Source organism: Streptomyces sp. NPDC004788, assembly GCF_053601115.1.
Genome location: NZ_JBSGBF010000016.1, coordinates 43,064 through 68,548, shown reverse-complemented (window position 1 = coordinate 68,548; position 25,485 = coordinate 43,064). Strand labels below are relative to the sequence as shown.

At 73.7% G+C, this 25,485-nt stretch carries 18 protein-coding genes; 12 read left to right on the top strand and 6 right to left on the bottom strand.

The features are described 5' to 3' along the window. The first annotated feature begins 119 nt into the window (after positions 1-119). Entirely contained in the window at positions 120-731 is a 612-nt protein-coding gene (locus ACWEJX_RS10415; protein WP_451607100.1) for a hypothetical protein, read from the top strand. Between the two features lie 175 nt (positions 732-906). Here ACWEJX_RS10415 and ACWEJX_RS10410 read toward each other — a convergent pair whose 3' ends face one another. Both ACWEJX_RS10410 and ACWEJX_RS10405 read right to left on the bottom strand, forming a co-directional pair. Then, positions 907-1,533 (bottom strand): hypothetical protein, encoded by a 627-nt coding sequence (locus tag ACWEJX_RS10410; protein ID WP_403798805.1) that lies wholly within the window; start codon positions 1,531-1,533, stop codon positions 907-909. Positions 1,534-1,749: 216 nt separating this feature from the next. After that, a complete protein-coding gene (locus ACWEJX_RS10405) occupies positions 1,750-3,933 on the bottom strand; it encodes a RecQ family ATP-dependent DNA helicase (protein ID WP_451607099.1) in 2,184 nt (727 codons plus the stop codon). A 134-nt stretch (positions 3,934-4,067) separates the two neighbouring features. Between ACWEJX_RS10405 and ACWEJX_RS10400 the strand changes: the two genes are divergently transcribed. The 7 genes from ACWEJX_RS10400 (at position 4,068) to ACWEJX_RS10370 (ending at position 14,813) form a co-directional block, all read left to right on the top strand. Beyond that, complete coding sequence (locus ACWEJX_RS10400; RefSeq protein ID WP_451607098.1) at positions 4,068-5,516, top strand: DUF4192 domain-containing protein; 1,449 nt, start codon at positions 4,068-4,070, stop codon at positions 5,514-5,516. 301 nt (positions 5,517-5,817) lie between these two features. Beyond that, positions 5,818-7,761, top strand: a complete 1,944-nt coding sequence (locus ACWEJX_RS10395) for a glycogen debranching N-terminal domain-containing protein (RefSeq protein ID WP_451607126.1) — start codon at positions 5,818-5,820, stop codon at positions 7,759-7,761. 140 nt (positions 7,762-7,901) lie between these two features. After that, positions 7,902-8,672, top strand: coding sequence for an NUDIX hydrolase (locus ACWEJX_RS10390; RefSeq protein WP_451607097.1), 771 nt, complete (start codon positions 7,902-7,904; stop codon positions 8,670-8,672). A gap of 178 nt (positions 8,673-8,850) precedes the next feature. Next, a complete protein-coding gene (locus ACWEJX_RS10385; RefSeq protein ID WP_451607096.1) occupies positions 8,851-10,812 on the top strand; it encodes an ABC transporter ATP-binding protein in 1,962 nt (653 codons plus the stop codon). A gap of 160 nt (positions 10,813-10,972) precedes the next feature. Continuing rightward, complete coding sequence (locus ACWEJX_RS10380; RefSeq protein ID WP_451607095.1) at positions 10,973-11,857, top strand: FadR/GntR family transcriptional regulator; 885 nt, start codon at positions 10,973-10,975, stop codon at positions 11,855-11,857. Between the two features lie 431 nt (positions 11,858-12,288). After that, a complete protein-coding gene (locus ACWEJX_RS10375; protein WP_451607094.1) occupies positions 12,289-13,836 on the top strand; it encodes an RNA polymerase sigma factor in 1,548 nt (515 codons plus the stop codon). A gap of 158 nt (positions 13,837-13,994) precedes the next feature. Then, positions 13,995-14,813: a serine protease gene (locus ACWEJX_RS10370; RefSeq protein WP_451607093.1), complete on the top strand. Its 819-nt coding sequence runs from the start codon at positions 13,995-13,997 to the stop codon at positions 14,811-14,813. Between the two features lie 159 nt (positions 14,814-14,972). On the opposite strand, the gene ACWEJX_RS10365 is transcribed toward ACWEJX_RS10370, so the two are convergent. Next, entirely contained in the window at positions 14,973-15,203 is a 231-nt protein-coding gene (locus tag ACWEJX_RS10365; protein WP_403798827.1) for a DUF7455 domain-containing protein, read from the bottom strand. Between the two features lie 433 nt (positions 15,204-15,636). Between ACWEJX_RS10365 and ACWEJX_RS10360 the strand changes: the two genes are divergently transcribed. The 3 genes from ACWEJX_RS10360 to ACWEJX_RS10350 all read left to right on the top strand — a co-directional run bounded on the left by ACWEJX_RS10360 (position 15,637) and on the right by ACWEJX_RS10350 (position 20,021). After that, the gene (locus ACWEJX_RS10360; protein ID WP_451607092.1) at positions 15,637-17,754 is read left to right on the top strand and encodes a DNA gyrase/topoisomerase IV subunit B; all 2,118 of its coding nucleotides are present in this window, start codon (positions 15,637-15,639) and stop codon (positions 17,752-17,754) included. 180 nt (positions 17,755-17,934) lie between these two features. Continuing rightward, positions 17,935-18,417, top strand: coding sequence for a DUF485 domain-containing protein (locus ACWEJX_RS10355; RefSeq protein ID WP_451607091.1), 483 nt, complete (start codon positions 17,935-17,937; stop codon positions 18,415-18,417). Beyond that, on the top strand, positions 18,414-20,021 hold the full coding sequence (locus ACWEJX_RS10350) for a solute symporter family protein (RefSeq protein ID WP_451607090.1): 1,608 nt from the start codon (positions 18,414-18,416) through the stop codon (positions 20,019-20,021). Before ACWEJX_RS10355 ends, ACWEJX_RS10350 begins: the two co-directional genes overlap by 4 nt. A gap of 116 nt (positions 20,022-20,137) precedes the next feature. Here ACWEJX_RS10350 and ACWEJX_RS10345 read toward each other — a convergent pair whose 3' ends face one another. Next, on the bottom strand, positions 20,138-20,839 hold the full coding sequence (locus ACWEJX_RS10345; RefSeq protein ID WP_451607125.1) for a DUF7342 family protein: 702 nt from the start codon (positions 20,837-20,839) through the stop codon (positions 20,138-20,140). Between the two features lie 23 nt (positions 20,840-20,862). Further along, on the bottom strand, positions 20,863-22,650 hold the full coding sequence (locus ACWEJX_RS10340; RefSeq protein ID WP_451607089.1) for an ATP-binding protein: 1,788 nt from the start codon (positions 22,648-22,650) through the stop codon (positions 20,863-20,865). A 219-nt stretch (positions 22,651-22,869) separates the two neighbouring features. Here ACWEJX_RS10340 and ACWEJX_RS10335 point away from each other — a divergent pair, with 219 nt between their 5' ends. Further along, positions 22,870-23,937, top strand: a complete 1,068-nt coding sequence (locus ACWEJX_RS10335; RefSeq protein WP_451607088.1) for a CobW family GTP-binding protein — start codon at positions 22,870-22,872, stop codon at positions 23,935-23,937. On the opposite strand, the gene ACWEJX_RS10330 is transcribed toward ACWEJX_RS10335, so the two are convergent. Next, positions 23,934-25,433 carry an FAD-dependent monooxygenase gene (locus ACWEJX_RS10330; protein ID WP_451607087.1) on the bottom strand — a complete coding sequence of 500 codons (1,500 nt, stop codon included), beginning with the start codon at positions 25,431-25,433 and terminating at the stop codon, positions 23,934-23,936. The genes ACWEJX_RS10335 and ACWEJX_RS10330 overlap by 4 nt on opposite strands. Between the last annotated feature and the right edge of the window lie 52 nt (positions 25,434-25,485).

The following is a 25,485-nucleotide window of genomic DNA, read 5'->3' as shown; positions in this document are numbered from 1 at the left end:
GGACGACCCATGGGGCAACCCGTGAGGGAGGCTTCCGCAGGCACCGTCCAACGGCCGGGGCGTGCCTGTGCGCCCACCCGCCGGAGCCTCGCGCGACGGCGTTTGATAGACATCAACCCATGCCTCTCATCCCCGAGGAGCCTCAGATTCACGAGAGTGCCCAGGGTCCCCGCGCGACCGCGGCCGCCGGCCGCCCCGTGCCGACCCCTCGACCCGTACCCGGCCCGCGTTCCGCGGCCTCGCCGCGACCCGGGCGTCCCGGCCCCGGTCCGGCCCGGCCCGCGCCGCCGCCGGCACCGCGCCCGTCCACCCACGCGGAGAATCGTTCCGATCGTGCGTCCGGACCGCAGATCCAGCTGATCCCGGCTCCCGCCGACGGTGCCGTCGACGCCGCCGAGGAGGCGGTGGACCTGCTGCTCGACAGCGGCCGCGCCCCCGGCGACGTGCTGGTGCTCACCACCGGCGAGCAGCACCCGTGGGCGGCGCACGAGCTGTCCTTCGGCGAGGCCGCCTACTGGGCGCAGCAGGACGCCCGCGAGGACGTGTTCTTCGCGGACGCGGCCGCCGTGGCCCGGGCCGCTGCCCGGCCCGTGGTGGTCGTCGCCGTCAACGGCGGCTCCGACGAGGACATCGCGCTTCGGCTGCCCGAGGCGATGAAGCGGGCGTCCGCCCTGCTGATCGTCTGCGGCGACCCGCAGCGCGTCAGCGCCGCCCTCGGCGCCGGCGTCTGACCTCCACCGTCCGCACCCCGGCCGCCCTCGGGCGGCCGGGCGGACATCCGGGGCCGCGCGCCTGGCGGTAGAGCAGGACACCACGGCGGTAGAGCAGGACACGACGGCGGTACGCCACCGGGCGTGGCGCACGGCGCCGGCGCGGCCGGGCCGGGCCGGCACCGGGGCCGCTCGCTCAGCGGGCGGCGGCGCGGCGCAGTGGCTCGGGAGCGCCGCTCGCGATGCGCGGCACCAGCTGGTCGAGGGCGGAGTCCTCGCCCAGGGGCGCCGGCTGCGAGTCGGAGCCGGGACGACGTCCGCCACGGCCGTCGCCGAGCACCTGCCAGCCGCCACGGGTCAGCGTGATGTACGCACCGCAGCGCAGCCCGTGGAGCGTGCAGGCGTCCCGCAGCCCCCACATCCAGGCCCCGTCCTCCTCCGTCCAGCGCTCGTCGCCGTCCCGGCAGTAGAGCAGCACCGCCGTGCGCACCGGAGCGCGCCGCCGCAGATCGTGCGGGATGACCCGGCGCAGGTGCGCGAGGAGCGCGTTGCGGAACTCCCAGCCGTCCGCGGGCGCGGTGCGGCGGGTGAACGAGGCGCTGGCGGCGAGCCGTTCCTCGTGGTCGAGCACGGCGACGACCGCCGTCGACGGCGTGGGCATGTGACGGGAATGCAGGCCGCTGACGACCTCACGCGGACTGCGCAGCAGCGGGATCCCCGCGGCCGCCCACTCGGCCGGTTCGAGTATCCGGGCGAGGCGGCTGGCCGACCCGGACGACGGGGCGGCCGGTACGGTCGAGGACGGAGCGAATCCGAGGGTCACGATCCTCCCTTCGGATACGCGCCCGCTCCGCGGGCAGGGTGGGACGAGGGTGCACAACGGCACGGTCCAGGAGGACCGCGTACGAGCCGTGCGGGGTGGAATCCCAATTCTTCCTGGCGCGTGCGCGGGCGGCAACGAGCAATTGAGGCCGCTGACTGGAATGAACCAGTATGACTCTCATATCCCTGCCCAGTTACCCATTATTCACGCCCCGTTTCACGCCTGGACGGCGAGCACCAGCGGAAACACCCCCTCCGCTCCCGCCCGCCGCAGCAGTCTCGCGGCCACCGCCAACGTCCAGCCGCTGTCGGCGAGATCGTCGACGAGCAGCACCGGGCCACCCGCGGCGGCCAGACGCCCCGTCAGATCGTCCGGAACGACCAGGGCCCGCTGCAGCCCGACCACCCGCTGCGCGCTGTTCGTACGGGAGATCCGCAGCTCCTCCGCCTCCGGCGCGTACTCCACCGAGCCGAGCAGCGGCATCCGCCCGATCTCGGCGATGCGCCGGCCGAGCGAGCCCACGAGCCGCGGCTTGCGGTGCGAGGCGACCGTCACCACACCGGCCGGCCGGGGCAGGGCGTCCGCTCCGCCCGAGGCCCAACCTCCGGGCCCCTTCGCCCAGTCGGCGAGCACCCGCACCACCGCCTGCACGACGTCGTCCGGCACCTCGGCGTCCGGCGCGGTGTCGGAAAGCAGCGGCCGCAGCCGGTTGCCCCAGCCGATGTCCGAGAGCCGGCCGAGCGCCCGGCCCGGGTACGACTGCTCGCCCGCCGGGATACGGCCCTTCAGATCCACGCCCACGGCGGCCAGTCCGGTCGGCCACATCTTGCGCGGCTCCACCTCCACGCCCGCCCGGCCCAGCTCGCCCCGGGCCGAGTCCAGCGCCGCGTCGGAGACCTTGGCGTCGAACCTGACGCCCGCACAGTTGTCACAGCGCCCGCACGGCGCGGCCGCCTCGTCGTCCAGCTGACGGCGCAGGAACTCCATCCGGCAGCCGCCCGTCGTCGCGTACTCCCGCATGGCCTGCTGCTCGGCGTCCCGCTGCCGGGCCACCCACGCGTACCGCTCCGTGTCGTACACCCACGGCCGGCCCGTGCTCTCCCAGCCGCCCTTCACCCGCTTGACGGCCCCGTCCACGTCGAGCACCTTCAGCATCGTCTCCAGCCGCGTCCGGCGCAGCTCGACCAGCGGCTCCAGAGCGGGCAGCGACAGCGGCCGGCCGGCCGCCGCGAGCACGTCGAGGGTGCGGCGCACCTGCTCCTCCGGCGGGAACGCCACCGAGGCGAAGTACTTCCAGATCGCCTCGTCCTCCTTGCCCGGAAGCAGCAGCACCTCCGCGTGCTCCACCCCGCGCCCGGCGCGGCCCACCTGCTGGTAGTAGGCGATGGGGGAGGAGGGCGAACCGAGGTGCACGACGAAACCCAGGTCCGGCTTGTCGAAGCCCATGCCGAGCGCCGAGGTCGCCACCAGCGCCTTCACCCGGTTCGCGAGCAGGTCCTCCTCGGCCTGCTGCCGGTCGGCGTTCTCCGTCCGGCCCGTGTACGAGGCGACCGTGTGCCCGCACTGGCGCAGATGGGCCGTCACCTCCTCGGCCGCGGCGACCGTCAGCGTGTAGATGATCCCGGACCCGGGCAGCTCGTCGAGATGGTCCGCCAGCCAGGCCAGCCGGTGCGCCGCGTCCGGCAGCCGCACCACCCCGAGGCTCAGGCTCTCCCGGTCCAGCGGCCCGCGCAGCACCAGCGCGTCCGTGTCCGCCCCCGTCCCCAGCTGCTCGGCGACGTCCGCGGTCACCCGGGCGTTCGCCGTCGCCGTCGTGGCGAGCACCGGCACCCCGCCCGGCAGCTCCGCGAGCATCGTCCGCAGCCGCCGGTAGTCGGGCCGGAAGTCATGCCCCCAGTCCGAGATGCAGTGCGCCTCGTCGACCACCAGAAGACCCGTGGCGGCCGCGAGCCGGGGCAGCACCTGATCGCGGAAGTCGGGGTTGTTGAGGCGCTCCGGCGAGACCAGGAGCACGTCGACCTCGCCCGCCGCCACCTCCTGCTGGACGGTGTCCCACTCCTCCGTGTTCGACGAGTTGATCGTGCGCGCGCGGATGCCCGCCCGCGCGGCCGCCTCCACCTGGTTGCGCATCAGCGCGAGCAGGGGCGAGACGATCACGGTCGGACCCGCGCCGCGTTCGCGCAGCAGCGAGGTCGCCACGAAGTACACCGCCGACTTGCCCCAGCCGGTCCGCTGCACGACCAGGGCCCGGCGTCTGTCCGCCACCAGCGCCTCGATGGCGCGCCACTGGTCCTCGCGGAGTCTCGCCGTGCCCGTCGGATCCGAGACGAGACGGGCGAGCACGGCGTCGGCGGCGGCGCGAAGGGCGGCACGGTCCTCGGTGCGGTCTGCGTGGTTCATGCCCCCATGCAACCCGATCGGTCGGACAATGCGCGAACGAGCCGCCGCGCCTGTGGATAACCTCGGCGACCCCGGCCCGAGGAGTTATCCACAGGGGTTTCGCGATCGAGGGTGCTCGCGGGACCGTCGTGACCATGAACACGAACCACCACGAATCCCACGGCCCGTCCGCGACCCAGCAGATCACCCTGCGCGGGCCCGCCGAGCTGGCCGACGCGCTGCCGTTCATGCTCGGCTTCCACCCGAGCGACTCCGTCGTCCTCGTCGCGCTGCACGGCGAGCGCGGCCGCTTCGGCGGCCGGGTCCGCGTCGGCATCCCGGGCTCACCGCACGAATGGCCCGCCATCGCCGACCACCTGGCCGAGTGCCTCGTCGAAGGCTGCGCCCGGCGCGGCGACCGGCCCGACGCCATCGTCGTCTTCCTCTGCCAGGAGCCCAGGCCCGGCGAGACCGGCCGCCAGGTGACGGAGCGGCTGCGCCCCTTCGCCCAGCGCCTGCGCACCGCCTGCGGCGCGCTCGACATCCCCGTCCTCGAAGCCCTCTGCATCTCCGACGGCCTCTACTTCTCGTACGTCTGCCCCAATGCCGGCTGCTGCTCGCCCGACGGCACCCCGCTCGCCCTCTCCGGTACGTCGGTGATGGCCGCGTCCGCCGCCTACGCGGGCATCCAGGTGCGCGGCACGCTCAAGGAGATGGAGGCCCGGCTGAAGCCCCGCGGCACCGAGTACGACGCGGCGCAGCGCGCGGCGCTGAACGACGCCGCCACCGTCATCGTGCCCAGGATCCTCGACGGATCCGTCGGCACCCTCGCCCGCCAGGAGACCCGCGACACCACCATCGGCCTCATCCGCAGGCTTGTCGAGCGGTACTCCGCACCGCCCGCGAAGCCGACCGGCCCGGCGGGCGCCGCCGCCTCCCGCCGGAGCGCCCTCCCACCCGCCGCGACCGCCGCCGACGAGAGGGACGACGCGCTGCTCAGCGCCGACGAGGCCGCCACCCTCATCCTCGGACTGCAGGACCGCGAGACCCGCGACCAGGCCGCCGAATGGATGGAAGGCCCCGAGGCCGCCCCGGCCCTGCGGCTCTGGCGGGCCCTGGCCCGGCGCTGCGTCGCCCCGTACCAGGAGTACGCGGCGGCCCCGCTGACCCTGGCCGGCTGGGTCGCCTGGTCTCTCGGCGACGAACCATCCGCCCGGGTCGCCCTCGGCCTCGCCCTGGAGACCGACCCCCACTACCTCTTCGCCCGGCTGCTCCACCAGGCGTGCAACGAGGGCCTGGACCCCGAGTCGCTCCGCGAGTGTCTGCGCAAGGAGCGGGCCGCCCGCCTCGCCGCCGGTCAGCGCCCGGAGGACGAGGAGGGCCACGGCGAGCCGGCTGACCCCGAACCCGTGTCCGACCCCGTGCCCGGCACGACCCGGTCCCGGCGGCGGGCCCGTACGGTCGCGCGGCGGGCCGCACGGCAGGCCGGGCTGCGGACGACGGCAGCCGGCCCGCGGGCCCCGCGCGCCCAGACGCCCCCCGCGCGGCCCGGGAGCGCGGCCGTGCGCCGCACCGGCCGGCGCGACGCGAGGACCGGAGAGTGAGGGCCGTGACCCGTCGGCCCGCGGCGGCGTTCACCTCTGTGGCGGTACCGCGGGAGCGGTGGCGCCGCCCGACGGCCGGACCCGCGGACCGCCGGGACCGCCCGCTCGGCCCCGAGCCCGGTCGCCGCCGGGCCCGGCCGAGCAGCCCGGACCGCACAGAGAGCGCCGTACACGCGTCATGGCCCCCAGCCCCGCCCAGGCCCCCGGATCCTCCGCCGGACCTCCGTCCCGCACCGGAGCCCCGCCCCAGGGACCGGGCCACGGGGCGAGCCGCCCCGTGGAACTCCCCGCCGCGCACGACATGCTCGTCGGCGTCGCCCTGCCCGCCCTCGCCGTCAGCCCCCGGCACGGCCAGCTCACCGGAACCGGCCTCGACGGGGTGTTCCTCGCCGGGCGCCGGCTCCTCGCCCGCTGCGTCCTGCGGATCGCCGGACGCGAACCCGTCCCGCTCCACGGCCGGACGACCACGGCCGACCGCGCCGACTTCCTGGCCGTCCTGCGCACGCCCGGCGACACCGGGCCCGACCCCGGTCTCGTCGTCGAACGGACCCGCGAGGCCGACGGCACCGAGCGGATCACCGTGCGCAGCTCGTCCGCCCGCCCGCTGCGGCTCCCGGTGGAGCTCGCTCTGGGCACGGATCTCGCGGATCTGGGCGCGGTGGCGGCCGGCCGGCCGGGGCCCGAGCTCGCCGCGAGCGTTCACGGCACCGGGCTCCGCTGGACGGCCGGCGACGGCACCGCCGTCGCCGTCTCGGCCGACCCGCCGCCCAGCGAATCCCTCGCCGCCGCCGGATTGCTCCGCTGGGAGGCCGCACTGGCCCCCGGAGGCGACTTCGTCCTCACCCTCCGCATCCGGGCGGAGCGGGCCGGCCGCGCCCTCGGGCCCGGCTCCGGCTCCGGCGGCGGCCGGCCGGGCGGGCACGTCCTCGCCGACGCCGTCGCCGAGGGGGACGACGCGCGGCTCGGGCCGCTGCTGCGGACCTCCGTCGCCGACCTGCGCGCGCTGCTCCAGCGCGACCCCGCGCACCCGGCCGACGTCCACCTCGCCGCCGGAGTGCCCTGGCGCTGCGGGCCCGTCACCGCCGAGGCCCTCTGGGCCGCCCGAATGGTCCTGCCCCTCGGCACCCGGCTCGCCGTCACCACCCTGCGCGCCCTCGCCCGTACCCAACTGCGCGGCCCGGGCCCCGAATCGGGACGCATCCCCGGGCCGCTCCGGGACGCGGGCCCCCACCTGCCGCCCCGCTGCACCGGCGTCGAAGCCACCCTCGCCTTCCCCGTCGTGCTCGCCGAGGCCCGCCGCTGGGGACTGCCCGAGCCCGACCTCGCGGAGCTGCTCCCGGTCGCCGAGCGCTGCCTCGACTGGCTGCGCGGGGCCCTGGACGGCAGCGGCTTCGTGCCGGACCCGTGGCCCGCCGGGCCGGCCCGGGCCGAGACGCAGGCCCACGCGTACCGCGCGGCCCTGCTCGGCGCAGATCTGCTCGACGCCGGCGGGCGGCCCGGCAGCGACGCGTGGCGGGAGTGGGCGCGGGCACTGCGCGCGCGCTTCCGCGACCGGTTCTGGCTCGACGACCCGTCCGGGGGCCGGCCCGCGCTCGCCCGCACGGCCGACGGCCGTGCGCTGCCTCACCTCGGCGGCTGGGCCGCGCACCTGCTCGACACCGGGCTCACCGCCGCGGGCGGTCCGGCGCCCGGGCTCCTCGACAAGGCGCAGACCGAGCGGCTCGCCCGGCTGCTCACGGCCCCGGGTCTCGACTCGGGCTGGGGGCTGCGCGGCCTCGGTGAGAAGGAACCCGGCTACAACCCGTTCGGCCACCGGTCGGGGACGGTCCGGCCGCACGAGACCGCCGTCGCGGTCGCCGGCCTCGCCGCCGCGGGACACGAGCGCGAGGCGGCCGCGCTGCTGCGCGGGATCCTCGACGCGGCGGACGCCTTCGACCACCGGCTGCCCGAGATGTTCGCCGGCGAGCGGCGGACGCCCGGAGCTGTGCCGGCGGCGCATCCGGCGGCCTGCCGGCCCGCGGCCGTCGCCGCCGCGGCCGGGGTGCAGCTCCTCACCACCCTCGTCGGCGTCCGCCCCGACGTACCCGGCCGCACGGTCGCCCTGCACCCGCTCCGCTCGGCCCCGCTCGGCGAGGTCCGGCTCTCCGGACTCCGGGTCGCGGGGGAGCCGTTCGCCGCCCGGGTCGGTCGGCTCGGCCTCGGCATGGTCGAGGAGGCCGCGCCCGGCCTCCAGCTCGGCGTCTGACCCCGCGCGGGCATTTCCACGGCCGCGAGCGGGACACAACGGAAGAACCGGGGGTGGGGAGGGGGCGGGGGAGGGAAGAAGTGGCGGCCGATCCTCCGCACAGGAGTGTTTATCGTCAGGGAGACGACTATGATCGCCGCATGCCTCCCTACGACCCGTCGGCCTTTCCGCCCTTCGCTGTCACCGTCGATCTGGTCGTACTCACCGTGCGGCGCCACTCCCTGTGCGCCCTCGTCGTGAAACGGGGTGAGCCCCCGTTCCAGGGAAGCTGGGCGCTGCCGGGCGGATTCGTCCGGGCCGACGAGGACCTCGACGCCGCCGCCGCGCGCGAGCTGGTCGAGGAGACCGGCCTGTGCGTCCACGACCCCGGCACGCCCGCGCCCGTACCCGGACACGGAGCACACCTGGAGCAGCTGGCGACGTACGGCGCGCCCGACCGTGATCCGCGGATGCGGGTGGTGAGCGTGGCCCACCTCGCCCTCGCTCCCGACCTGCCCGCGCCGCGCGCGGGCGGAGACGCCAACAGCGCGCGCTGGGCGCCGGTCGAGGAGCTGATCGGCCCGGACGGCGCGGCGGAGCACGAGGGCGAGCAGCCGTCGCCGCTCGCGTTCGACCACACGCGGATCCTCTCCGACGGCGTCGAGCGCGCCCGTTCCAAGATCGAGTACTCCTCGCTGGCCACCGCCTTCTGTCCGCCCGAGTTCACGGTCGGCGAGCTGCGCCGGGTCTACGAGGCGGTGTGGGGCGTCGCGCTCGACCCGCGCAACTTCCACCGCAAGGTGACCGGCACGCCCGGCTTCCTCGTGCCGGCGGGCGGCACCACGACCCGTCAGGGCGGCCGCCCCGCCCAGCTGTTCCGCGCCGGTGGGGCCACGCTCCTGAACCCGCCGATGCTGCGCCCGGAGGTGTAGGGGCGTCCCGCCCGGTTCGGACGGGCTCGCCGTGGCCCGACCGGCGGGGCACGCTCCCGAGCCGGTTCCCCGGCGGCTCCGAGCCGCCAACCATGCACCAAAAGTCCGAAATAGGGCGTTATCTTGCTGGGATAGCCGCCCTGCCGCGGAGCGGTCTCACCTACCCGCGAGAGAAGCGATGCTCCAGGCCATCGGACTCACCAGCACCCCGCGCCGGGACCTTCCGCCCGCCGTGGACGATCTCACCTTCGAGGCCCGGCCGGGCGCCGTCACCGCCCTGCTCGGGCCGGCCGGCGCCGGCAAGACCACCGCCCTGCGACTGATGCTCCAGCTCGAACCGGGCCGTGGCGTCACCTACTTCCGGGGCCGCCCGCTGCACCGCGTCGCCCAGCCCGCACGGGAGGTCGGCGTACTGCTCGGCGACGTGCCCGGCCACCCCTCCCGCACCGTGCGCAGCCAGCTGCGCATGCTCTGCGCCGCCGTCGGCGTCCCCGGCGTCCGGGCCGACGACATGCTCCGGACCGTCGGCCTCATCGGCGTGCACGACCAGCGGATCGGCACCCTCCCGCTCGGCATGGACCGCCGACTGGGCCTCGCCTCCGCCCTGTTGGGCGACCCGCACGCGCTGCTCCTCGACGAGCCGGGTGCCGGCCTCTCCGTACGCGAGAGCGCCTGGCTGTACGAACTCCTGCGCACCCACGCCGAAGAGGGCGGCACCGTCCTCTACACCACGGCCGACCCGAAGGACGTCGCCCGCAACGCCGACCGGGTCGTCACCCTCGAACGGGGCAGGCTGGTCGCCGACCAGGACGCCGCCGAGTTCGCCCGCACCCGGCTGCGCCCCCGGGTCGCCGTGCGCACCCCGCACGCGGCCCGGCTCGCCGCCGTCCTCGCCCAGGAGTCCCGCGCCGCCCGCCGCCCGGTGGAGGTGGTGGCGGAGGGCGGCAACCGGATCTCGGTGTACGGCAGCGACTGCGCCACGGTCGGAGAGGCCGCGTTCCGCAACGGCGTGCTCCTGCACCGGCTCGCCGACGAGACCGGCGTGACGGGCGTGACGGGCATGACCGACGAGACCGGCAAGACCGGCGTGACGGTCGTGACCGGCGAGACCGGCGAGACCGGCGTGACCGGCGGGCCGCGCCAGACCGGCGAAACGGGCCCAGCCGTCCCCGACGCCGTCACCCCCTTCCCGCCCCTGGGCCCCTCGGCCTTCGCCGCCGGAACCCCCACGCCTTCAGCCCCCGAGACCCCCACACCCCCTCCCTCCGAGACCCTGGCGCCCCGGCCCTCCGAGGCCCCGGCGCCCCCTGCTTCCGTGGCCCCGGTCGTCCCCGCCCCCCGCCTCCGCACCTCCCGTCGTGCGCCCCACCGCTCTCCGCTCCGGCCGGTGCGCTACGAGGTCCGCCGCCTCCTCGGTGTGCCGTCCACTCCGCTCGTGGCCGTGGGCGTGCTGCTGATCTCCGTGGTGCTCGCCGTGCTGCTCGCGCGCAGCGGACGTACTCCGCTGCCCGCGGTCCTGGCCGGCTGGCCCGGGCTCTCCCCGCTGCCGCCGGCGGCGCTCGGGGCGGGGCTGCTCGGCGCGTTCTCGTTCGGCGAGGAGTACCGCTACCCGGCGCTCACCACCGGACGCGGCGCCGTCCCGCGCCGACTGGGCCTGCTCCTGGCGAAGCTCGCGGTCGCGGCGGTCGTCGGGGCGGTGCTCGCGGTGCTCGTCGTGGTGGCCGATCTGGAGGCACTGCGCCTCGTCTACGGCGGCGAGTTGATCCCCGTACCGCACAACTGGCCGACGCTGTGCGCAAATTGGTTCGGTCTGGTGATCGGCTGCGCCTGGGCCGGGGTGCTCGGGGCCGGTGTCTTCCGGGCGGCGGCCGCCGGAGTCGCCGCAGTCCTCGCCGTGCCCGTCGTCTTCGCGCCACCGCTGGGGCAGTTGCTCTCCGGGGTGCCCGGCCGTTCCCTGGCCGGACTCCCGGCCCGGCTGCGCGAGTTCGCACGGGTGGAGTGGTCGACGGCCGCGGACCGCTGGGTGATGGGGGCGGTGCGGGTGGTCGGGCAGCCCGTGGGAGTGGCGCTGGCCCTGACGTTGACGGTCCTGCTCTGTGCCTATGTGCTCAGCGGGCTGCGCAGCAGAGCACGTTGGTGATCACATTCGGATCGAAAGGTTCCGCTTCGGCGGCAACTGCCTTGGAAAATGCCGTTTATGCCCCATTGATCGTCAATTGTGTAGCAGGTGCCGATCACCCTTTCGTGTGCTTTTCACCAAAGACCTCAAGGGGCACGGGAGCCACGCCGACAAAGGATGCGTGAGTACCCTTGCGCACACGATGATGACCGCCGCCCGCCCCGTCGAGTCCGGCCTCGGCGCCCCGGGCGATCTCGACCGCTACCCCTACGCGGAGGCCCCCGCGGCCGAGCGTGTGGGCCCGCCCTCCTGGGAGGGGGCGGACGACCTCGGCCGGGTCGGCCGCCGGGCCGCCGGCAGCCGCGGCCGCGGACTGCACGGGCAGCTCGTCCAGCAGCTCGGTCAGATGATCGTCTCCGGCGACCTCGGCGCCGACCGTCCCCTCGTACCCGAGGAGATCGGTCAGCGCTTCGAGGTCTCCCGCACCGTCGTCCGCGAAAGCCTGCGCGTCCTGGAGGCGAAGGGTCTGGTCAGCGCCCGCCCCAACGTCGGCACCCGGGTCCGGCCGGTCAGCGACTGGAACCTGCTCGACCCCGACATCATCGAGTGGCGCGCCTTCGGCCCGCAGCGCGACGACCAGCGGCGCGAGCTGAACGAGCTGCGCTGGATCATCGAGCCGCTCGCCGCCCGGCTCGCCGCGGGACACGGCCGCGAGGACGTCCAGCAGCGCCTCGCCGACATGGTCGAGATCATGGGGCACGCGTACGCCCAGGGTGACGCGATCACCTTCTCCCGCGCCGACACCGAGTTCCACGCGCTGCTCATCCAGCTCGCCGGCAACCGCATGCTGGAGCACCTCTCCGGCATCGTCGGCGCCGCCCTCCAGGTCTCCGGAGCCCCCGCCACCGGCTGCGACCGGCCCAGCGAGGGCTGCCTCTCGCACCACGCCCGGATCGTCGACGCCCTCGCCGCCGGCGACGCCCTCGGCGCCGAGACGGCCATGCGCCAGCTGCTGACCGTCCACCCCGAGGTGGAGCGCGTCGTGCCGGCTCCCCGCGAGCACTGATCCACGCCGTGGCCGACCGCGCCGTGCCGCCCGCACCGCGTGCCGCCGGACTCGAGCGGAGCCCGGGGGCGGACCCCCATCCCCGGGTGTGCCAGGGTCCGGCGGCACCGAGGTGCGCCCGCCGGCCGTGCCGGGCGGGCGCGATGGTGTGGGGCAGGGCGGGGCGATCATGCCGCTTCCGGATGTTTCCTGACGGATTCGCCACAATTGAGGTGTGACTCGGGCCACGCGGATTGGGCGTAACGCTCCTCGAAGCCGCGCGATGACCTAAGAGGTGACAGCCGAGGAAGGAATACAGCAGCCGCTCACGGCGCTGTGCAGTTCCCCGGCCCAGCCCGCGCCGTCGGCTCATTCCCCGTCGACGGTCGTCGGCTCCAGTCCGATCCAGGGCGGGGCCGGAAGCCGTTTTCCATCGTTCCGAGAGGTTGTTCGTGTCGGCCAGCACATCCCGTACGCTCCCGCCGGAGATCGCCGAGTCCGCATCTGTGATGGCGCTCATCGAGCGGGGAAAGGCTGATGGGCAGATCGCCGGCGATGACGTGCGTCGGGCCTTCGAGGCTGACCAGATTCCGCCAACCCAGTGGAAGAATGTTCTGCGCAGCCTCAATCAGATCCTCGAGGAAGAGGGTGTGACGCTGATGGTCAGTGCAGCGGAGTCGCCGAAGCGCACCCGCAAGAGCGTCGCAGCGAAGAGCCCGGCCAAGCGCACCGCCACCAAGACCGTCACCGCCAGGCCGACGACCGTGACGAAGAGCGTCGCGGCCGCCACCACGGCCTCGGCGGCCGAGAGCGCGGACCCGGCCGACGAGGCCGGCTCTCCGGCCAAGAAGGCCGCGGCGAAGAAGACCGTCGCCAAGAAGGCGGTGGCCAAGAAGACCGTCGCCAAGAAGACGGCCGCCAAGAAGACCACGGCCAAGAAGGACGACGAAGAGCTCCTCGAGGCCGAGGACCTGCTGGACGACGTCGCGCCCGGCAAGGACGAAGAAGAGACCGAGGGCGAGAGCAAGGGCTTCGTCCTGTCCGACGAGGACGAGGACGACGCGCCGGCGCAGCAGGTCGCCGTCGCCGGTGCCACCGCCGACCCGGTCAAGGACTACCTCAAGCAGATCGGCAAGGTCCCGCTGCTCAACGCCGAGCAGGAGGTCGAGCTCGCCAAGCGCATCGAGGCCGGTCTGTTCGCCGAGGACAAGCTGGCGAACTCCGACAAGATCGCCCCGAAGCTCAAGCGCGAGCTGGAGATCATCGCCGAGGACGGCCGCCGGGCCAAGAACCACCTCCTGGAGGCCAACCTCCGTCTGGTGGTCTCGCTGGCCAAGCGCTACACCGGCCGCGGCATGCTCTTCCTGGACCTGATCCAGGAGGGCAACCTCGGTCTGATCCGCGCGGTCGAGAAGTTCGACTACACCAAGGGCTACAAGTTCTCCACGTACGCCACCTGGTGGATCCGTCAGGCGATCACCCGCGCCATGGCCGACCAGGCCCGCACCATCCGTATCCCGGTGCACATGGTCGAGGTCATCAACAAGCTCGCCCGTGTGCAGCGCCAGATGCTCCAGGACCTGGGCCGCGAGCCCACCCCGGAGGAGCTGGCCAAGGAGCTCGACATGACCCCGGAGAAGGTCATCGAGGTCCAGAAGTACGGCCGCGAGCCGATCTCGCTGCACACCCCGCTGGGCGAGGACGGCGACAGCGAGTTCGGTGACCTCATCGAGGACTCCGAGGCCGTCGTCCCGGCCGACGCGGTCAGCTTCACGCTGCTGCAGGAGCAGCTGCACTCCGTCCTCGACACGCTCTCCGAGCGTGAGGCGGGCGTCGTCTCCATGCGCTTCGGTCTCACCGACGGGCAGCCGAAGACGCTCGACGAGATCGGCAAGGTCTACGGCGTGACGCGTGAGCGCATCCGTCAGATCGAGTCGAAGACGATGTCGAAGCTGCGGCACCCGTCGCGTTCGCAGGTGCTGCGCGACTACCTCGACTGATCCACTGGTCGGCTGATCGACGGGTCCACTGATCCGAGACATGTCGAAGGGCCCGGTTCCCCGTGGGGACCGGGCCCTTCGGCATGTCCGCGCGTGCGCGGAGCGCTCGCCTGGACGACGCTGGGTGAAACGACATCACCGGAGAGTCAGGAGGCTCCATGCGTCGTCCCATCGCCCGAGCTTTGACCGGTGCCCTGGTCCTGGTCGCCGCGGCCGTGGCGCCGCTCGCCGCCGCGGCTCCCGCGTCCGCCGACAGCGTCGTGGTCGGCGGCACGCCGATCAAGATCACCGAGGCGCCGTGGGTCGTGGCGCTGTCCAGCCGTGACCGGTTCGGGGGTACGCGGGCGGGGCAGTTCTGCGGCGGCGTGGTCGTCGCCCCGACCAAGGTGCTCACCGCTGCCCACTGCCTGGGGCGCGACGCGCTGGGCGGAGAGCCCTGGCAGCTGCGCGACTTCGCGGTCATCGCGGGCCGCAGCTCGCTGCGCGGTCAGGGCGGCCAGGAGATCAGGGTCGCCGACACCTGGGTGAACCCCGACTACGACCCTTCGACCAACTCCGGGGATCTGGGCGTCGTCACGCTGGAGCAGGCGCTGCCCTCGTCGTACGTGATCGAGGTCGCCGCCCGGGACGATCCGGCGCTCGCCGCGGGCACGCCGGCGGACGTGTACGGCTGGGGCGACACGACCGGCAACGGCACGTACGCGATGTCGCTGCGCTCGGCGCGGGTGCAGGTGCTGCCCGACGCGTCCTGTGAGCGCGCGTACCCGGCCGGCTCCGGGGCCGCGTACCGGGGCGCCACGATGCTGTGCGCGGGCGACCCGGGCGGGGGCAGGGACGCCTGTCAGGGCGACAGCGGCGGTCCGCTGGTGGCGAAGGGGCGGCTGATCGGCCTGGTGTCGTGGGGGAGCGGCTGTGGGCAGGCGGAGAACCCCGGTGTCTACACCCGGGTCTCCGCAGTGCTGCCGAAGCGTTTCTGACGCGCCGTCCCGCGTCGGCCCGCGCACCTGTACCGGTGACTCGGTGTCAGGCGGCGGTGACGGTGTGAGAACGGGCGGCCACCCCCTCGTGCAGCGGGGGTGGCCGCCCGTCGGCCGGTCGTCAGGAACCGGCCCGTGGCTCGTCGGGGATGCGAGGCGTCAGTGGTCGTCGCCCTGGGTGCGGGCCGGCACGTCGGTGAGCCGGTCCGTCTCATCCTGTATATCCGCGGCGATCTTCTTGAGTTCCGGCTCGAACTTGCGCCCGTGGTGAGCGCAGAAGAGCAAGTCACCACCGCTGATCAGCACGACGCGCAGGTATGCCTGGGCGCCGCAGCGGTCGCATCGGTCAGCGGCCGTCAGGGGGGTCGCGGGGGTCAGAACAGTAGTCACGTCGCCTCTTCTCTAGCTCGACGAGCTGTCGTACCAGGGTCAACATCCAACCAGGCCGAAAACGTTCCCGCTCGTGGCTTTTCCTTGAAACTTTTTCCCAAGGTGGCTGTCTGCTGCCGGTTGGCGGCGAATGAGCCGTATTGCGCTAGCTCTACGGGTTTCGCATTGCTGTGTGTGGTCGTGCCCTCCCGGCGGGTTGCCGGTTGTTCATGAGGACGTGCCCCGAGGCTAAATGGTTCATGCCCGGAAGGGAACGTGATGTTTGCGTCACCCCATCGAGGGATCGAACATCCATGCGACTCTGGACTAGCATGAGTCATCAGGAGGGTGGCGTGACAACGGCTCTACCAGGCATCGGTACCCTCTGACCGGTGACCGACGCCGGGCCTTACCCCACGGGGCCAGTTTTCAAATTCAGCGAGGAGCGAACCGCGTGACCGCCGAGACGTCCGTGCCGTCCAGTGCGCTGCTGACCGCAGACCGTGACGGTTCCAACTACACCGCGCGGCACCTGCTCGTCCTCGAAGGGCTCGAAGCCGTCCGCAAGCGCCCCGGTATGTACATCGGGTCGACCGACAGCCGCGGTCTGATGCACTGCCTCTGGGAGATCATCGACAACTCCGTCGACGAGGCCCTCGGCGGCTACTGCGACCACATCGACGTCGTGCTCCACGACGACGGCTCCGTCGAGGTGCGCGACAACGGCCGCGGCATCCCCGTCGACGTCGAGCCCAAGACCGGTCTGTCCGGCGTCGAGGTCGTCATGACCAAGCTGCACGCCGGCGGCAAGTTCGGCGGCGGCTCGTACGCGGCCTCCGGCGGTCTGCACGGTGTGGGCGCCTCCGTGGTGAACGCGCTCTCCGCCCGCCTCGACGTCGAGGTGGACCGCAACGGCGCGACCCATGCGATCAGTTTCCGCCGCGGCGTCCCCGGCATCTTCACCGAGGCCGGCCCGGACAGCCCCTTCGACCCGGCCGGCGGCCTGCGCAAGGGCAAGCGCGTCCCCAGGACCCGCACCGGCACCCGGGTGCGCTACTGGGCGGACCGCCAGATCTTCCTCAAGGACGCCAAGCTCTCCCTGGAGACGCTGCACCAGCGCGCCCGCCAGACCGCCTTCCTCGTCCCCGGCCTCACCATCGTCGTCCGCGACGAGCGCGACCTCGACGGCGTGGGCAAGAGCGAGGAGACGTTCCGCTTCGACGGCGGCATCAGCGAGTTCTGCGAGTTCCTCGCCCAGGACAAGGCCGTCTGCGACGTGCTGCGCCTCACCGGCCAGGGCACCTTCAAGGAGACCGTCCCGGTCCTCGACGACCGCGGCCACATGACCCCCACCGAGGTCACCCGCGAGCTCGGCGTCGACGTGGCCCTGCGCTGGGGCACGGGCTACGACACGACGGTCAGGTCCTTCGTCAACATCATCGCCACGCCCAAGGGCGGCACCCACGTCTCCGGCTTCGAGCAGGCGATCACCAAGACGGTCAACGAGGTGCTGCGCGCCGCCAAGCTGCTGCGCGTCGCCGAGGACGACATCGTCAAGGACGACGCCCTCGAAGGGCTCACCGCCGTCGTCACCGTCCGCCTCGCCGAGCCGCAGTTCGAGGGCCAGACCAAGGAGGTGCTCGGCACCTCCGCGGCCCGCCGGATCGTCGCCAACGTGGTCGCCCGGGAGCTGAAGGCGTTCCTGACCTCCACCAAGCGCGACGCCAAGGCGCAGGCCCGCGCCGTCCTGGAGAAGGCCGTCGCCGCGGCCCGTACCCGGATCGCGGCCCGCCAGCACAAGGAGGCGCAGCGCAGGAAGACCGCGCTGGAGTCCTCCTCGCTGCCCGCCAAGCTCGCCGACTGCCGCAGCGACGACGTCGAGCGCAGCGAGCTCTTCATCGTCGAGGGAGACTCCGCGCTCGGCACCGCCAAGCTCGCCCGCAACAGCGAGTTCCAGGCACTGCTCCCGATCCGCGGCAAGATCCTCAACGTCCAGAAGTCCTCCGTCTCGGACATGCTCAAGAACGCCGAGTGCGGAGCGATCATCCAGGTCATAGGGGCGGGCTCGGGCCGCACCTTCGACATCGACGCGGCCCGGTACGGGAAGGTCATCATGATGACCGACGCCGACGTCGACGGCTCCCACATCCGCACGCTGCTGCTGACCCTGTTCCAGCGCTACATGCGCCCCATGGTCGAGCAGGGACGCGTCTTCGCCGCCGTGCCGCCGCTGCACCGCATCGAGCTGGTCCAGCCCAAGAAGGGCCAGGACAAGTACGTGTACACGTACTCGGACAGCGAGCTGCGTCAGACCCTGCTGGAGCTCCAGCGCAAGGGGGTCCGCTACAAGGACGCCATCCAGCGCTACAAGGGCCTCGGCGAGATGGACGCCGACCAGCTGGCCGAGACCACCATGGACCCGCGCCACCGCACCCTGCGCCGGATCAACATCGGCGACCTGGAGGCGGCCGAGCAGGTCTTCGACCTCCTCATGGGCAACGACGTGGCCCCGCGCAAGGAGTTCATCACCAGCTCCGCCGCGACCCTGGACCGCTCGCGCATCGACGCCTGACCCCGGAACTCCCTCGCTGACCGGCCCGCCCGATACGACTGTCGGACGGGCCGGTCAGTCATTCCCGGGATGCCGTCACCTGATGGGGTGAAGAAGGCGGGAGAAGAGTCCGGTATCCGCCCAGTCTGTCCATCCTTGGGCACGCGGCCGAAACGGTTCGCTGACAAGGAGAGTTCACCGGTGGAGAAGCAGGACGGGCGCGATCCCGCGACGGTGCGGATCGACGACCCCTGGTACGACGAGCTCGCTGCCGGCTGGGGCGAGCATGACGGGGAGCAGCCGGCGGCCGGCGCCGTCCCCCGCCAGCAGGCTCCGGCCGCCCAGGCCCGGGTCCACACCGCTGCGGACATCTATCTGGAGGTCCAGCGGAGCCCCGCCTTCCAGGAAGTGCGCCGCCGATACCGCCGCTTCGTCCTCCCGGCCTCGCTCGCCTTCCTGCTCTGGTACCTGGCGTACGTCGTCGCCGCCACCGCCGCCCCCGCCCTGATGGCCCGCCCGGTCCTCGGCGCGGTCAACGTGGCCATGGTCGCCGGACTCGGCCAGTTCGCGACCACCTTCCTGCTCACCTGGGCCTACGCCCGGCACGCCCGGCTGCGCCGGGACCAGGCCGCCCTCGACCTGCGCTGGGACACCCAGGAGATGACCCGGGGGGTGCGGCGATGACCGGACACCAGACGACCGGCGACCACCAGACCCTGGCCCTCGTCCTGTTCAGCGTCTTCATCGCGGTCACCCTGGCGATCACCACCTGGGTCAGCCGCGACCGGCGCGGCTCCGCCGAGGAGTTCTACGCCGGAGGCCGGCTCTTCTCGCCCATGGAGAACGGCTTCGCCATCGCGGGCGACTACATGTCGGCCGCCTCCTTCCTCGGCATCTCCGGCCTGATCGCCCTCTTCGGCTACGACGGCATGCTCTACTCCGTCGGCTTCCTGGTCGCCTGGCTCGTCGTGCTGATGCTGGTCGCCGAACTCGTGCGCAACTGCGGCCGCTTCACCCTCGCCGACGTCGTCGCCGCCCGGATGACCGAGCGACCCGTCCGGATCGCCGCCGGCGCCTCCTCCGTGACGGTCTCGGTGCTCTACCTGGTCGCCCAGATGGTCGGCGCGGGCAGCCTGGTCGCCCTGCTGCTCGGCGGCACCAGCGGAGCCGCCCGCGCCTGGACGGTGATCGGCGTCGGCGCGCTCATGGTCGTCTACGTGTCGCTCGGCGGCATGCGGGCCACCACCTGGATCCAGATCGTCAAGGCCGTGCTCCTCATGGCCGGCACGATCGCCCTCACCGTGCTCGTCCTGATCCGCTTCCACGGCGACTTCGGGCAGCTGCTCACCACGGCGGCCGAACGCAGCGGCCACGGCGCGGCCTTCCTCGCGCCCGGACTGCGCTACGGCGGCGACTGGACCGCCCGCCTCGACTTCGTCAGCCTCGGCCTCGCCCTCGTGCTCGGCACCGCGGGACTCCCGCACATCCTGTCCCGCTTCTACACGGTGCCCACCGCGCGGGCGGCCCGCCGCTCCGTCGTCTGGTCCATCGGCCTCATCGGCGGCTTCTACCTGATGACGATCGTGCTCGGTTTCGGTGCGGCGGCCCTGGTCGGCCCCGACACGGTCCGCGCCTCCAACGCCGCCGGCAACACCGCCGTACCGCTGCTCGCCCTCGATCTCGGCGGCGGAGCGGGCTCCACCGGCGGCACCGTCCTCTTCGCCGTCGTCGCGGCCGTCGCCTTCGCCACCATCCTCGCCGTGGTCGCCGGCATCACCCTCGCCTCCTCCGCGTCGGTCGCCCACGACCTCTACGCCACGCTGCGCCGCCCGCACGCCAGACAGCACAGCGAGGTGACGGTCGCCCGGGTCGCCGCCGGCGGCATCGGGATCGCCGCGATCGGCCTCGGGCTGCTCGCCCGCGACCTCAACGTGGCCTTCCTGGTCGGCCTCGCGTTCGCCGTGGCCGCCTCCGCGAACCTGCCCGTGCTGCTGTACTCGTTGTTCTGGCGGCGGTTCACCACCAAGGGCGCGGTCTGGTCCGTGTACGGCGGACTGATCCCGGCCGTCCTGCTCGTCCTCGTCTCGCCGGTCGTCTCCGGCAGCCCCGAATCGCTCTTCCCCGGGGTCGACTTCCAGCTCTTCCCGCTGCAGAACCCGGGCCTGGTCTCCATCCCGCTCGGCTTCCTCGCGGGCTGGATGGGTACGGTCACCTCGACGGAGCCGCCGGACGAGGCCAAGCACGCCGAGACCGAGGTCCGGGCGCTCACCGGCGCGGGCGCGGTCTGAGCGGGGCGGACCGCTCGAACCGAGGTCCGCGCGCGGTCCGAGGTCCGCGCGGGCCCGGAAGCAGGTCCGCGCGGGCCGGGAAGGTCCGCGCGGGGCCGGAAGGGAGTCCGGCGGGGTCAGCGCGTGGCCGAGGAAGCCCACACGTACCGGTGCTCGGGGCGGCCCGTCTCGCCGTACTTCAGCGAGAGCCGCACCCGGCCGGTCCGCTCCAGGAGCTTGAGATAGCGCTGGGCGGTCTGCCGGCTCACCCCGGCCCGCTCGGCGATCTCCTGCGCCGACAGCGGCCCCCCGGCCGCGAGCAGCACCTGCCGCACCAGCTCGGCCGTGGTGGGGGAGTGGCCCTTCGGCAGCTCCGGTGCGACGGCGACGGCGGAGAGCGCGCCGAAGATCCGGTCGACCTCGGCCTGTTCCGCCTCGCCGCCGCCGTCGAGGGTGCGCCGCAGCGCCGCGTACGCCTCCAGCTTGGCGCGCAGCCCGGCGAAGCTGAACGGCTTCACCAGGTACTGGAGCGCCCCCTGCCGCATCGCCGCCTGGACGGTGGCCACGTCACGGGCCGCGGTCACCATGATCACGTCGCAGGGCCGGCCGAGGGCGCGCAGCTCCCGTACCACCGCGAGCCCGGTGCCGTCCGGGAGGTAGTGGTCGAGCAGGAGCAGATCCGCCGGGGTGCCGGCCGCGGCAAGGTCGGTGAGCCGGGCCAGGGCCTCGGCCGCCGAGTGGGCGATGCCCGCCACCCGGAAACCGGCCACCTTCTCCACGTACGCGGCGTTGATGCGCGCCACGTGGACGTCGTCGTCGACGACGAGGACGTCGATCACGGCGTTCACGGCGTTCACGGCGTTCACCGCGCCTCCTCCTCGCCCGTCACGGCCATGGGGTCGAGCGGCCCCTCGGAACCGGCCGCGTGGGGCTCGGGAACGGCTGCGTCGTGCTCGGGACCGGCCGGGTCGCCCAGTGCGCCGGCCGGGTCGCCCAGCGCACCGGTGGGGCTCAGTGCACCGGTTGCGTCGCCCAGCGCCTCCGGCAGCACGACCGTGAACTCCGCGCCGCCGTCCGCGCCGGTGCCGACGGTGGCGCTGCCGCCCTGGCGCTGCGCGAGCCGGCGGACCAGGGCGAGCCCGAGCCCGCGCTTGCCGTGCGCCGGCGGCTCCTTGGTGCTCCACCCCTCCGTGAAGATCAGCTCGCGCCGCTCGTCGGGCACGCCCGGACCGCTGTCGGTGACCCGGAGGACGACCGTCCGCCCCTCGGTGCGCAGATCGACCTCCACGCGCGCGTGCGGCGTGCCGGAGGCGGCGTCCAGAGCGTTGTCGACCAGGTTGCCGACGACCGTGACCAGCTCGCGCGGGTCGACGAGCCGGTCCGGGAGCAGCGAGCCGGGTGCGACGCGCAGCGAGACGCCCCGCTCGGCGGCGACCGTGGCCTTGCCGACGAGGAGTGCGGCGAGCAGCGGGTCGTGGACCTTCTCGGTGACCTGCTCGGCGGTCGCGCGGTGCACGCCGACCACCTCGTTGACGAACTCCACCGCCTCCTCGTGCATCTCCAGCTCCAGGAGCCCGAGGAGGGTGTGCATCCGGTTGGCGTGCTCGTGGTCCTGGGCGCGCAGCGCGTCGATCAGACCCCGGGTCGAGTCCAGCTCGCGGCCGAGCCGCTCCAGCTCGGTGCGGTCGCGGAGGGTGGCGACGGCGCCGCCGTCGTCCGTGGGCATGCGGTTGGCGATCAGCACCCGGCCGCCGCGCACGGTCAGCAGGTCCTCGCCGGTGGCCCGGCCCGCGAGTACGTCGGCGGTGCGGCCCGCGCCGAGCACCTCCTCCAGAGGCCGCCCGGTGGCCTCGGGCCCGAGACCGAGGAGCCGCTGCGCCTCGTCGTTCAGCAGCCGGATCCGGCCGGTCCTGTCGAGGGCCACGACGCCCTCGCGGATGCCGTGCAGCATCGCCTCGCGCTCGGCGAGCAGCGCCGAGATGTCGGAGAAGGCCAGGTCGTGGGTCTGCCGCTGGAGGCGGCGGGAGATCAGGTACGCGGCGAGCGCGCCGGCCGCCAGGGCGCCGCCGGCGTACCGGAGCAGCCCGGGGATCGCGGCCACGAGCCGGTCGCGCACGCTGTCGTACTCGATGCCCACCGACACCGCGCCGACGATCTCGCCGTGCTCGTCGCGCAGCGGCGCCTTGCCCCGGGCGGAGCGGCCCAGGGTGCCGCTGTCGATCTCCATCACCTGATGGCCGGCGAGTACGTCGCTCGGGTCCGTGGAGACGACCTCGCCGATCCGCTCGGCGTCCGGGTGCGACCAGCGCACCCCACGGGTGTCCATGACCACCACGTACTCGGCGCCGGTGGAGCGCCGGATCCGCTCGGCCTCGGTCTGTACCGGGCCTTGCGGGGAGGGCGGTGTGCTCGTCACCGCGGCGGCCGTCCGCGGAGTCGCGGCGGTCTCCGCGATGGCGAGGGCCCGGCGCATGGCCTGGTCGTCCAGCTGGGCGCTGAGCGGGGCCAGGAACAGCCCGGTGGCGAGCACCGTCACCCCGGCCGCGATGGCCAGCTGCATCAGCAGGACCTGCGAGAACATCCGCCGCGGCCACCCGAACCTGCGCCGGCGGACGGGCGGCCGCGCAGGGGCGGTGGATGCGGGGCTCATGGCGGAAACGGTACGGGGACGAGGGCACCGACCGGAAGTGTTGCCTCCGGAAGCGGCGCCTCCGCCCGGACCGACGCCGCGGCCCTGATCCACGGTGGGGCCGGATTCCCGTGGCGCCCGGATCGCTGGGGAGATCCCCGGTGGGCCAGGATCCCAGGTGGCGCCTGCCTATCCTGGGGGCTTCGCACGCGCACGCACCGACGTCCGGAGGCATGACCCTTGAGCACCCAGCAGATTCCCGTCGTCGTCCTGGCCGGGTTTCTCGGGGCGGGGAAGACCACCCTGCTCAACCAGCTGCTGCGCAGCGCGCGCGGGACGCGGATCGGGGTCATGGTCAACGACTTCGGCGACATCGGCATCGATGCCATGACCGTGGCCGGCCAGGTCGGTTCCACCGTCTCGCTCGGCAACGGCTGCCTGTGCTGCGCGGTGGACGCGAGCGAGCTCGACGAGTACCTGGAGGTGCTGACCCGCCCCGAGCTGCGGCTCGACGTGATCGTCATCGAGGCCAGCGGACTGGCCGAGCCGCAGGAGCTCGTCCGCATGGTCCTGGCCAGCGACAACGAGCGGATCGTCTACGGCGGCCTGGTCGAGGTGGTGGACGCGGCCGAGTTCGCCGCCACCCGCATCCGCCACCCGGAGACCGACCGGCACCTCGCCGTCGCCGACCTGGTCGTCGTGAACAAGGCCGACCGCGTGGCGGCGGAGGAGCTGCGGGCCGTACGGGAGACGGTCACCGGGCTCGCGCCGCGGGCGGCGGTCGTCGAGACCGCGCACGGGCGGATCGATCCGGAGCTGCTCTTCGACCGGGTGGTCCCGGACGGCGAGATCGCCGGGCAGATGTCCATCGAGGACGTCCTCTACGGCGACGACGACCCGCACGCGCACCCGCACGCCCACTACGACACCGTCTCCCTCGGCACGTCGGTCCCGCTGCACCCGCGCCGCCTGATGGCCTTCCTGGACTCGCGTCCCGAGGGCCTCTACCGCATCAAGGGCTTCGTCGACTTCGGCACGGCCGATCCGGACCACCGCTACGGCGTCCACGCCGTCGGCCGCTTCCTGCGCTTCTACCCCGAGCCCTGGCCGGCCGGCGAGGAACGGCTCACCCAGCTCGTCCTCATCGGCAGCGGCGTCGACGCCGCCGCCCTGCGCAAGGAACTCGCCGGCTGCGAGCAGAACGGCCCGGAGGACACGCCCGAGGAGCACAGCATGTGGGGTGTGCTCCGGTACGTGCGCCAGCCGGGCGAGGACGGCGCCGAGCCCGACGAGCCGACGGCCCCCTAGCTCGGGGCGGTCACCGGCGCGGGCGCGGCGCCCACCGCGGCCAGATAGGCGTCCAGGCCGTCGTCGGTCGCGCCGGCCCAGCCCACGTAGCCGTCCGGGCGGATCAGGAAGAGCCCGGTGCCGTACGCCTCGTACGCGGTGATCCGGGCCATGCGTATGTGCTCGGACGCCGGGGGTCGGGCCGGGAGTTCGGCGCCGACCGCGAGCAGGGTGAAGCGCGGATCCCGGAAGAGGTCGAAGAGGCGGCGGCCGTCGCCGTACGGGCCGTCCGGCGCCCGGTCGCCCGCGCGCAGCGCGTCCTCGGCGAGCCCGCCCCGCGTCTCCACGGCGAGCGACGAGTCCCGGTAGCCGAGGCCGAGCTGCTGGACCTCCTCGCCGCGCTGGGTGTTCTCGCCCTGCGCGCTCGCCCGGTGTATGCGGGTGCTGATGCCGAGGACACCGGCGGCGACGGGCAGCCGCTCGGCCTCGTACGAGTCGAGCAGCGTGGCCGGGGCGCCGTGCCGCAGCACCTGGCCGAGCTTCCAGCCCAGGTTGTAGGCGTCCTGGATGCCGGTGTTGAGGCCCTGGCCGCCCGCGGGGGAGTGGACATGGGCCGCGTCGCCCGCGAGGAAGACCCGTCCAGCACGGAAGCGGTCCGCCATCGCCGCCCGGGCGCGGAAGTCCGAGGCCCACACCACCTCGACGACGTCCTCCGCGGCGAGCGGGGTGCGTGCGGTGAGCAGCGCGCGGACCGCCTCGGGCGCGGTGTTCACGACGGCCGTCTCCTCCTCGAAGCCGGCGATCAGCTGGAACTGGTCCCCGCCGGGCAACGGGCACAGCGCCACGCCGCCGCCCTGCGCCGTGGGCCAGATGTGCCAGTTGCCGCGGTCGGTGACCGCCTCGGGCGAGAGCCGGACATCGGCGACGAGCATCGGACGCGGGTCTACGGTCTCGCCCGTCATCCCGATGCCGAGCGCCCTGCGGACCGTGGAACGCCCGCCGTCGGCCGCCACGAGGTAGGCCGCCCGCACCGTCTCGCGCGCCGCTCCACCTCCGCTGAGCTCTGCCTCGACTCCCTCGGCGGACTGACGAAAGCCGGTGAGCTCGGTGCCGAAGCGGACCTCGCCGCCCAGCTCGACCAGGCGCGCGTGGAGCAGCTCCTGGGTGCGTGACTGCGGGATGAGCAGCGTGTTCGCGTACGGGATCCGCTCGGTCGGCTCCGCGCGCTCCATCATGTCCCACTCGCCCTGCCGCTCGGCGCCCTCCCAGCGCAGCATCCGCGGATAGAGCGAGCCCGCCGCTTGGATCGCGGGGAGCAGGCCGAGGTCGTCGAGCACCTCCTGGCTGCGCGGCTGGAGTCCCTTGCCGCGCGAGCCCGGAAAGAGCCGGTCCGCCTTCTCGACGAGCAGGGTGCGCACGCCCCGGCGGGCCAGGTCGATCGCGAGCACCAGTCCGGTGGGTCCCGCTCCGGCGATCAGCACGTCCGCGTCCATGCCGCTGTCCGTCCTCGTGTCCATGCCACCCTCCCTTTCCTTAACGTCGTTAAGTGCCGCATGCCCAGACTTCCTT